Raw genomic sequence first — 470 nt, 5'->3', positions numbered from 1 at the left:
TCGAAGATCGGGCCGTTCTACACCCCCGATTCGATAGCCGGGGTCTTGGGCATCTCCCTGACCGAGACCGTGCGCAGGCTTGAGTCTGGGGAAGTGCTGGGCGCCCAGCTGGAAGACGGTGCGTGGTTGTGCCCGACATGGCAGCTCACGAACAGTCAGGTACGTCCCGAATTCTTATGTCTGTGGAGGGAGTTGGTCACGAGCGCTGATGCGTGGACCGCGCTGCTCTGGATATGCGCACCTCACCCTGACTTGGATGATCAGTCCCCGCGGCAGTGGATTGAAAACGAGCAGCCCGCAGAGCTGGCCGAGACGCTAGCTGCGCACACCGCCTCACGCTGGGCCCAGTAAACCAATGGTCCGCGCGAGTTGACTCAATTCAGCGTCCGGTAGTCCGCGAGGTCAGACACTGAGAGCGTGGCGCACTCGGATCCCATCAACCCCACCCAGCTCGCCGTGTTGAAGTGGGT

1 protein-coding gene is annotated in these 470 nt (G+C 62.1%); it reads left to right on the top strand.

The annotated features are described in order from the left end of the window. The coding region (locus tag H483_RS40055; protein WP_017836501.1) for a hypothetical protein at nt 1-351 on the top strand (351 nt) is incomplete at its 5' end. Nucleotides 352-470 lie beyond the last annotated feature (119 nt).

Source organism: Dietzia sp. UCD-THP, from assembly GCF_000349585.1.
GTDB classification, from domain to species: Bacteria; Actinomycetota; Actinomycetes; order Mycobacteriales; family Mycobacteriaceae; genus Dietzia; species Dietzia natronolimnaea_A.
The sequence above is the reverse complement of the archived record's forward strand: the minus strand, read 5'-3'. Positions and strand labels throughout refer to the sequence as shown.